The organism is Chroococcidiopsis sp., from assembly GCF_051657925.1.
Taxonomy (GTDB): Bacteria; Cyanobacteriota; Cyanobacteriia; order Cyanobacteriales; family Chroococcidiopsidaceae; genus Chroococcidiopsis.
This window is the reverse complement of the sequence record NZ_JBOFLP010000351.1, coordinates 1-10,126: the sequence shown is the minus strand read 5'-3', so window position 1 is coordinate 10,126 and position 10,126 is coordinate 1. Positions and strand designations below refer to the sequence as shown.

At 45.2% G+C, this 10,126-nt stretch carries 5 protein-coding genes; all 5 read right to left on the bottom strand.

Annotation, left to right across the window (positions count from 1 at the left end; genetic code table 11):
• On the bottom strand, window positions 1-2,133 hold a 2,133-nt coding region (locus ACRC32_RS28185; protein WP_438557081.1), incomplete at its 3' end, for an NB-ARC domain-containing protein.
• 295 nt (window positions 2,134-2,428) lie between these two features.
• Complete coding sequence (locus ACRC32_RS28180) at window positions 2,429-6,040, bottom strand: NB-ARC domain-containing protein (RefSeq protein ID WP_438557080.1); 3,612 nt, start codon at window positions 6,038-6,040, stop codon at window positions 2,429-2,431.
• Between the two features lie 445 nt (window positions 6,041-6,485).
• Window positions 6,486-7,457, bottom strand: coding sequence for a 2-hydroxyacid dehydrogenase (locus ACRC32_RS28175; RefSeq protein ID WP_438557079.1), 972 nt, complete (start codon window positions 7,455-7,457; stop codon window positions 6,486-6,488).
• A gap of 63 nt (window positions 7,458-7,520) precedes the next feature.
• On the bottom strand, window positions 7,521-9,644 hold the full coding sequence (locus tag ACRC32_RS28170; RefSeq protein ID WP_438557078.1) for an AMP-binding protein: 2,124 nt from the start codon (window positions 9,642-9,644) through the stop codon (window positions 7,521-7,523).
• A gap of 18 nt (window positions 9,645-9,662) precedes the next feature.
• Window positions 9,663-10,126 (bottom strand): UbiA family prenyltransferase (locus ACRC32_RS28165; RefSeq protein WP_438557077.1); only part of this gene is annotated, 464 nt, incomplete at its 5' end.

Here is a 10,126-nt window from a genome sequence, read left to right as displayed (position 1 = left end):
CATCTTTCCATCAGGACTGAAGACAGTAGAAAGCACATAATTCGTATGTCCGTCGAAGATTTTAAGGCATTTACCATTGCGGACGCTCCACAACCGAATTGAGGAGTCGTCGCTACCGCTGGCTAAGATGTTACCATCTGGACTCCATGCAACTGACCACACCTCATTCTCATGTCCTTCCAAGGTTTGAAGGCATTGACCTGTAGCAATTTCCCATAACTTGACCTGGTAGTCAACACTACCACTAGCAAGGGTACTGCCATCAGGACTAAAAGCAAGTGATGTAACCCAGTTAGTATGTGCCTGACAGGTGAGGACTGGTTTGCCATCTGCAACTTGGTACAAGCGAATTTCGCCATTGCTATCACCCATTGCCAATAGTTTACCATCAGGGCTAAAAGCAACCGATAAAACACCACCGAAGGTTTCAGCAAAACTAGATTTAGCTAAATCGGCATTTTGGAAATTGACATCATGCAATTTCACCCTCCGTAAATCTGCTTGCCAAACACATAGATCAGAAAAATCATAACCGCTTAGATCGGTTTCTAAATGACAAAATAAATTGAGAATATTTCCTGCTGCATACCCTGGTTCTAATGGAGAGCGCTCTTGCAGCGTTACTCTAATTTTATTTAGCTGCTTTTCTAGACTCTTTTTCGTTCTCAAGATACTCAACAGGCGATCGCTAACTGGTTTAAGAATTAAGCGAATTTGAGTATCCTTAACATAGTCTTTGCCTTGAGCCTTCATCAGGGCATAGGAATTGAACAGGGCAATTTTTTCACTACAAATCTCCAAACAAACCTGAGCCACCAATCGCTCGGTCACATATTCCATGACTACAGGCTGGAGGGTGAAAAGCGCCTCAGTTTTTTCAATTAAACTTCGCCGTGACAGAGATTCTACAGCTTCTATAAATTTTGCTGGCGATACTGGCGTGACAAAATCCGATCGCAATTCCGACAGTGAAACGGGTTCTCGATTAATCGCCAGCCAGTAGACGATCGCCTGTTCTAAATCTATTAACCGCTCAAACTGCTGCTCTAAAAGTTCGTGAATATCGCCAAAAACTACGGTGTTGTGTTTCAAAAACTCCGAAACACTACCATCGAAGACATCTTGAATCGTCGTCGCCACTATTTTTAATGCTAAAGCATTCCCTGCATAGCGATCGACCAGTACTTCTAATTCTTCGATCGCTCCAGAAACCCCCTTAATTTTAAAGATTTTCTCCCCATCCGTCGCCTTCAGACCATTCAATGGAAGCGATCGCACGAGCAATCCTTTGCCTTCAAGCGGGACTAAATCTTTAGGTTTTTCCCGACTTGTCAACAGCAAGCAGCTATTGTGGGGAGTTTCTCCCACTCTTTTTAACAGTTCTCCATAACCTTCATATCCTTCCTGATATTGTCCGGCTCGGCTACCACTACACAAAATCGACTCGGCATTGTCGAGGATCAACAGACAACGGGACGATCGCAAGTAGAAAAGCAATCGCGATATTCTTTCACCAATGCTTTCTGGCAAATCTATTTCTTGCTCATCAGATAAAAATTGGATCGCTTGAGCCAAAACAGTCTTGACAGGTGGCGCGTCTCGTAGCGAAATCCACCGAACGTATTCAAACCGATCCTGAATTTGTGTTGCCAGCTTGACAGCCAGAGAAGTTTTACCAATTCCCCCCATGCCCAATAATGCTACCACTCGGCAGCGATCTTCGAGTATCCATTGCTCCAGCTTGGCAATTTCTTCTGTGCGCCCGTAAAATACTGAAATGCAAATTGCTTCTTTGAGATCTTGTCGCTTAGGAGTAACCTGAACTTCTAGTTGCTCTTCCAAATTTTGGTTTGGGTTAACTTGGTTGGGGTTAACATAGTCGCTTTTTTGCAACTCTAGATTAAATGACATAAACAAGCTCACAAGCGTGCGCTTGTCAACTGCTTCTTTACAACTTATTACTCTTCCCAGAGTAACAGTCGTTAAACCCGTGCGATCGCTTAATTCTTCCAGCGTGAACTTGTTGCCAGCCTTCTCCAGTATTTCTAGAGCGAGTTTTGCTTGCTGAAACTTTTGCCATCCTTCACGAGTGAGAATAACACCTCGACTGCGTTTTGGTTTTAGCAAGTTCATAGACAAGTCAAGTGTTTTTTTGTACTCTTAGCCCTACTGGAATTTGCTGCCGTTCGGTTAGATTTGGACGAGCTGCGCCCAGAAAAATTTCCGAAACTTGCTGCATATAGGTCGGTTTGCACCAAGGTTCGGATTTTTAGAGACTTTTTCTCATTAATTCTAATGTATTTAATGTATTTTTTGATAAAAATCTATTTATGGGTAGTAGACAAGTTTGGGTTTTTAAGCATGGCAAAGATTAACCAGGGAGACAAGTGCCGAGTTATCCATGCTTCACTCACCCCCCACTTAGTGACTATTCTTCTGGATGCTCAACTGCGCCTAAAGCTTTTAAAGAGGCGATCGCTGCTACTGTTAAACCTGTAACGCCAGTAACGTTCATGCCTTCGTAAGGCTTTTTACTCCTAAGAGTCCTGATGCACTCACCAGTCGAAATATCCCACAGCTTAACTGTCTCGTCTTCGCTACTACTAGCCAGAATTTTACCTTGAGGGCAGAAAGCAACTGACCTAATCCAGTGAGTGTGTCCCTGAAAAGTTTGAAGACATTCACCAGTGCTAACATTCCATAATTTGACAGTTGCGTCAGTGCTACCACTAGCCAACAGATTTGGGCTATCTCGACTGTTTGCCGCAGGTGCTTGCGCAGAGCAAGCAACTGATGTTACCCAACCTGTATGTCCCTCTAAAATTTTGAGACACTGACCAGTACTAACATCCCATAATCTCACGGTTTTATCTTTACTGCCACTCGCTAAAATCTCCTTGCGATCGGCGCAATCAGGAAGGATCGGTAAGAAAATCACTGACAATATCCAACCCGCGTGACCTTGGAGAATCTTGTAGCATTCGCCAGTGCTACAATCCCACAACCATACTTTTTGGTCATCGCAGCCAGTGGCTAAGATTTTACCTTGAGGACTAAAGGCAACAGACCACACTCCATGAGTGTGCTCCAAAACATTTAAGCATTGTCCAATGCTAAGATTCCAGAGTCGCACCGTCCGATCGTCACTACCACTAGCTAAAACGTTTCCTTGAGGATTGAAGGTAATTGATTTTACCCGACTAGCATGACCTTCCAAAGTTTGGCAGCAACGCCCATTGCTGGTATTCCAAATTTTTACCGTCCGATCGTCACAACCACTAGCAAAAGTTTGTCCATCGGGACTAAAAGTAACTGTTCTGATCCAACCCGTATGTCCTTGCAAAGCTTTGCGACATTGACCAGTGCTGGTATCCCACAGCTTCACCTTCTGGTTATTATCGCTAGTTGCTATAGTTTTACCATCGGGACTAAAGACTACCGACCATACACCGTCGTGATATCCTCGTGCAGTTCTCAAGGCTTCGCCAGTGCTCACATCCCATAACATAGCTGTTTGACCGTCACAGCTACTGGCTATAGTGTTGCCATCAGGACTAAAAGTAGTTGACTGAATTGCTCCAGTATGTCCTGACAAAACTTTGATACACTCACCCGTGACAGCACGCCACAATCTAATGGTGCGATCGCTACTACTGCTAGCAAGAATTTGTCCATCTGGGCTATAGCATACTGACAACACCCAACCCGTATGTCCGTGCAAGGTTTGGCAACATTTCCCAGTACTAACATCCCAAATTTTCACCGTGCAATCGTCGCTGCTACTGGCAAAAGTTTGTCCGTCAGGACAGAAAGCAACTGTGCGGATACAACCATTATGCCCCTGTAAAGTTTGCACAATTCGACCAGTATTGACATCCCAACAGCGAATTGTGCGATCTCTACCACCACTGACCAAGATATGACCTTGAGGACTAAATGTGACTGAAAACACCCAGTCTGTATGTCCTTGCATTGTCCTAATACATTCACCAGTGCTGGTATCCCACAACTTTACCGTGCGATCGTCGCTACTACTAGCGATCGCATGACCTTGAGGACTAAATGCTACTGAATGTATTCTTTCAGAATGCCCTTGCCAAGTTCTCAGACATTCACCAGTGCTAATATTCCATAATCTTAAAGTTTGGTCAGTACTAACACTACCAATGATTTTGCGCTCGGGACAAAAGGCGATCGCTTGCACCCGATCTGTATGTCCTTGCAAAGTCAAAATTTGTTCGCCATCGACAAATTCTCGCCATAAGCAAATCTCGCCTCTAGCGTCACTCATAGCCAAAACTTTACCATCGTAACTAAAGGCGATCGCGGAAATATTACTAAAGGATTTAGTAAATCTAGATTTGGAGAGATCGGCGTAGGCAAAATTTACATTGTGTAAGGTGCGTTGGCGCAGATCGGCTTGCCAAATATTCAGATGAGAAAAGTCATAATTAGTTAAATCTGTCTGGAGATAACAAAGTAGATTGAGCAGATTTCCTGCTGTATATCCTGGTTCGTGGGGAGATTCTATTCTTAACTTAGCTAGAAGTTGAGATAGCCATTGCTTAATCTGACTTTTGGTTCTAAAAATAGTCAGTAGTTCTTCTAGAATTGGCTCGATCAAACAGCTAATTTGAACAGCTTTTACCCGCTCTTGACTCTGTACTTTTAATAAAGCTATCTTTCTCAGAATGACACTCTTTTGATTGACTATTTCTGCACAAATCAATCCAATTAATTGAGCCGTTACATACTCCATGACTACAGGCTGGAGGGTGAAAAGCGCCGCACTTTTCTCAACCAGCGATCGCCGCCTTAACGACTCCAAAGCCTCTAACAAGTTTGTCAATGTTAACTGAGAGAAAATATCATTTTGCAATTGCAATATCGAGACTGGCTCTCGATTGATGACTAGCCAATATATTAACTCTTTCTCTATATCTGATAACCGTTCAACTTGTTGCTCTAAAAGTTCGCGTAGTTCGCCAAATACTATAGTAGTTTGTTGCAAGAATTCTACTATGCTACCATTAAAAATATCTCCAATAGTCGTAGCAACAATTTTTAATGCTAATGGATTGCCTGCATAGCGATCGGCTAATGCTTGCCATTCTTCGTCAGAACCGGAGATTCCTTTGAGGCGAAAGATTTTTTCTACTTCTAACTTACTTAAACCACTCAGTTGTAGCGATCGAACAGGTAGTGTTTCTCCTTCTAATAAGGCTAATTCTTTAGGTTTTTCCCTACTAGTAAGCAGCACGCAGCTTTGATGGGGAACTTCTCCCAACCGTTTGAAAAGCTGACCGTAATCTTCACATCCCTGACAGTAGCGCCCAGTTTGAACGCCACATTGCATAATTGTTTCAGTGTTATCGAGTAATAGTAGACATCTGTATTTTTGTAAATAATCGATCAGTTGCGACAATCTCCGACTATTATTGTCTGGCAAAGCGGTTTCAACCTGCTGCTCGTTGGAGAAAAATTGTAGCAAGCTATCGAGAAGATCTTTGAGTGATGGAGCATTGGACAAAGATCTCCAAAGAAAAAACTCAAATTTATCCTTAACTTGTTCTGCTAACTTAGCAGCTAGAGTAGATTTACCAATGCCTCCCACACCCAACAGCGTTACGACTCGGCAGCGACTTTCGATAATCCATTGTTCTAACGTGGCTAGTTCTGCCGCACGTCCGTAGAAGATGGATACATCAATAACATCCCCCCAGTCTTGATGTGTAAATGCAATCGCGCATTCTGGTTGCTTTGCATCTAGACTAGGCTGTGAATAGTCACTTGTATTCAGTTCTAAGTTAAATGCTGCAAACAAATTAATTAGGGTTCGCTTGTCAACCCCTTCTTCACGGGTTAGTATTTTGGCGAGGGTAGCAGTTGTTAATTGAGTGCGTCCGCTTAATTCTTCTAGTGTAAATTTTTCCCCATACTTTTCATCAAACTCTAACTCTAGTTTTGCGTTCTGAAACTTTTGCCATCCTTCACGAGTTAAAACGATCCCTCGCTTACGCCTTAGCTTGTTTAAGTTCATTAGAACAGCGGGTTTTTAAGAAATGTATCATTCTTCTGCCGATGACATAATATCTGCCGATCGCGGAGATTTGCAACCGAATTCAAGATGTATCTTCGATCGCATCAGTTTAAATTATGCAATCCACCTAAAGGTATAAAATTACAGCCAAATCTAATTTTACGTGCAACTACGGCAAGCAGTTAAGTAATAAAATTGACTGAGCTAATATGATTCCAACTAACAATCTGCACTCGTAAAAAGGATTTTTGCTATAAAAACTGAAGCATTTCAATGAATTGTAGATCGAATTGCATTCAGCACTCACCCCGAGGCAGTCGGCAATAAACTTAACTTAAGATATACGTCTCCCTCAATCGATCTAATTCAGCCAGTCACGCATAATTTTTCCTCAAACGAGAATACCGATCGCACTGTCCAAATGCTGTCTTTTTTCTGGCGATCGCTATTGGTAAACTTCAGGATTAACGCAATGCGGCAGACGATCGCCCCTAAGTCCAGCAACGAGATTGGCGATCGCCATGCTTGCCATTTTTTCTCGTGTCGGACGGCTGGCACTAGCAATATGAGGTGAGATCGTCAGGTTATCCAACGTCAGCAACAAGCTTTGAGGCGCAATAGGTTCTGGATCGGTGACATCCAGAGCTGCGGCAGCGATTTGTCGCTCCTTCAGTGCTTGATACAAAGCCTCTGAGTCTACAATTTGTCCTCGTGCCGTGTTAATTAAAATTGCCGATCGCTTCATCCGCTGAAATTGCAGCTGGCTAAAAAGATGATAAGTATCTTCAGTCAAGGGAGCGTGAATCGTCACAAAATCTGACTCTTGCAGCAGGCGATCGAATGTCACGCACTCTGCACCGAGAGATTGTTCTATTTCCGATCTCTGTCGATCTGCATACAAAATGCGCATGTCAAACCCTTTGGCACGGCGAGCTACGGCTTGACCGATCCGTCCCAAACCGACAATACCTAAAGTGGCTCCAGCAATATTCGCTCCTAGCAACAAGTCCGGTTCCCAAGTCTGCCACTGACCCGCACGCACGAACCGATCTGCCTCCACAACTCGCCGTGCTGCTGTCATCAACAACGTCCAAGCAAAGTCTGCGGTGGCATCTGTCAAAACATCAGGCGTGTGACCTACGGGAAGATGTCTGGCAGTCGCAGTTGGGATGTCAATGTTATCGTAGCCAACTGCCATTTGGCTAATGACCTTGAGTGACGTTCCTGCCTCGATCGCCCGCCGATCGATCTGGTCGGTAAGCAGGCACAGCAAGCCATCGATCGCGCCGATCTTTTCCAGTAACACGTCGTCAGGAGGTGGTTGGCGCTCCGACCAAACTTCGACATCAGCAATTTGGTAAAGTCGATCTAAGGCGATCGGCAGGCGACGAGTCACAAAAACTTTGAATTTGGACATATGGCAATCTCAGTCATTCATAAGATTAGCGCGTTATGGTTATCATTCGTTATTGGTCATTAGTCATTTGTTAAATACATTTGTGCTAGAAGCCCAATCGCGCAATGCACGACGCATCACTTTATTTGAGGCAGTGCGAGGTAAAGCATCAACGATCGCCAGATCGTAAATCTTGAACAGGGGATTGAGCTGCAAAGCGATCGCCTTTTGTAACTGAGTTTTGAGCGTTGCTTTGTCCTGCTGTCGATCTGGTGCAACCACCGCAAAAATTACCAACTGGCTAGGACCCCCTTCTGGAGGAGAGACAGCGATCGCGGCAGTTTGATAAATTCCGGCTACAGAATTGAGGACTTGCTCGATTTCAGTCGCGCTGACCTTAATGCCTCCTAAGTTCATCGTGTCATCAACGCGACCGCAAGCGCGATAGTACCCATTGGGTAGGTATTCGATCCAATCTCCATGACGGCGCAGGGGAGTAGAAAGTAGGGGCAGGTTTTCTTGGGAGGTGACTGGTTGATTCACGAATTGGTCTGGTAAACCCGCCCTGACAGCAGACGGAAGAGGGGGGGTATCGGCGAAATAGACCTGGTGATGGTCTTTGTTGAGTAATGCGGTAGAAAGTCCGATGGAAGGGGGGATAATAAACAACTCGCCTTTGTTGGTAGGGCGATCGCCTGCGAGAATGACAAAATCTAATCCTAGTGCAGGAGTTGTGAAAGTTGCAGGAGCCGCAGGCTGTACTAGCGTGCCAGTGATATAGGCTCCACCAATCTCAGTCCCACCACAGTATTCGATAATCGGCTTGTATCCTGCTAGGGACATCAAAAACAGCATATCCTGTGGATTGGAACATTCGCCCGTCGAGCTGAATGCTTTAATCGCACTCCAATCAAGCCCTTGCATACAAACAGTTGTTTTCCAAATGCTGACTAGACTTGGTACTACCCCCAACATATTCACCCGTGCCGCTTGAATAAATTGACCGAATCCTCTCTCGGTGGGTGCGTCGTAGTAGAGAGCAATAGTTGCCCGATTAATTAAACTGGCATAAATCAGCCAAGGTCCCATCATCCAGCCTAGATTGGTTGACCAGGCTACGACATCTCCAGGGTGAATATCTTGGTGCAAGTGTCCGTCAACTGCACATTTGAGCGGTGTTGTTTGAGTCCAAGGAATAGCTTTAGGTTCTCCCGTAGTGCCAGAGGAAAATAAGATATTCGTGTAAGCTTCCGGTGCGGTGGCTGCGGCATCGAATCGTTCGTTTAAGCTGAGAAATTCCTGCCAAGCTAAATCGCTAGAACGCAGTGTTCCAGACATGGAAGTATCGAGCGACAGCACGACTGCTTTCGGGGCATCGGCATCAACAATTTTGCTATAGAGGGGTAACTGCTTGCTAGCGCGCTGAATATAGTCTTGCGTAAAAATTGCCTTTGCCTGAGTTATACGCAATCTGATGGCGATCTCGTTGGCAGCAAAACTATCGGCGATAGAAACCACCACGCAGCCAGCTTTGATAATTCCCAGGTAAATCGCTACAGATTCCGCAGTCATGGGCATGGCGATCGCGATCGCATCGCCAGGACGGAAGCCCCAGTCCACAAGCCCATTAGCAACTCGGTTGGTCAAGGCGTGCAGTTCTCCATAAGTCATGGTGGAAAGCAAACCGCCGTCCTGTTGAAAGACAATTGCGGGAGAATCTTCAGGCGCTTGAAAACAGCTCTCAACAATGTTGAAACGAGCATTTACCAGCCATTGAGGAAATTCTACCCCACGCGAAAGATCGACAATTTGAGTGTACTTCTGCCGGAAACGAATACCCAATCGTTGGATCGTCATCTCCCAGAACCGATCGCGATTCTGCACCGACCAAGCATGAAATTCTCGATAGGAGGCAATTTGCAACTGATGCATTAAAGTAGCGATATTGGTAGACTCAATTTCTTCTTGAGAGGGAAACCAAGCTGGAGCAGGTTTCTGGGATGCGTCCCAGTCGGAAAAGGTAGTTTCGTAAAGGAGTTCGTGCAATGCAAAGGGGCAATCGGGCTTGAGGATGTGACGAGTTAGCTGTTGCCAGCACTCCACAGCAGGTAAGGCAGCCAGCCACCGAGCGATCGGCGGTAGAATTGCGATCGCTGTCTCTCGATCGACTCCACAGTTTACTATTTGTGCCAACGATAATTGCTTCACCGTTCACCTCCCGCCTTCTCATGCAGTACCTAACAGGGCGATGACTCCAAACGCCGTACCTAAACGCTCCCAGAAGTTAAATCTTTGGTAAGCGCTCTCGCTACGTTGCTGTTGGTAGTGCGCCAGCGCCATTCCCAGACTCAATAAGGCGATCGCAGAGAATGTGGCAAATAACAGGGGACGTGCCATCGATAAGAGGCGAAGCGCCACGGGTATAGAACCCATCAACATCCCCAGCAAACCCCAAGCGATCGCGAAAGCCGCTCGGTTTCCCCACTTATTAGCAACCGTGACAATCCCTTGAATGCGATCGCCTTCCGCATCATGCACGTCCCAGACAATTTCTTTAGCCAAGGCATAGCAGAATAAAAAACCCATCGGATACAGCATTGCCAATGGTCGGCAGGCAACCAAACTGCCCAGAAAAATCAAAGCCGCAATAGTTGCAGCTACAATTAGATTGCCAAAAATACCATTATATG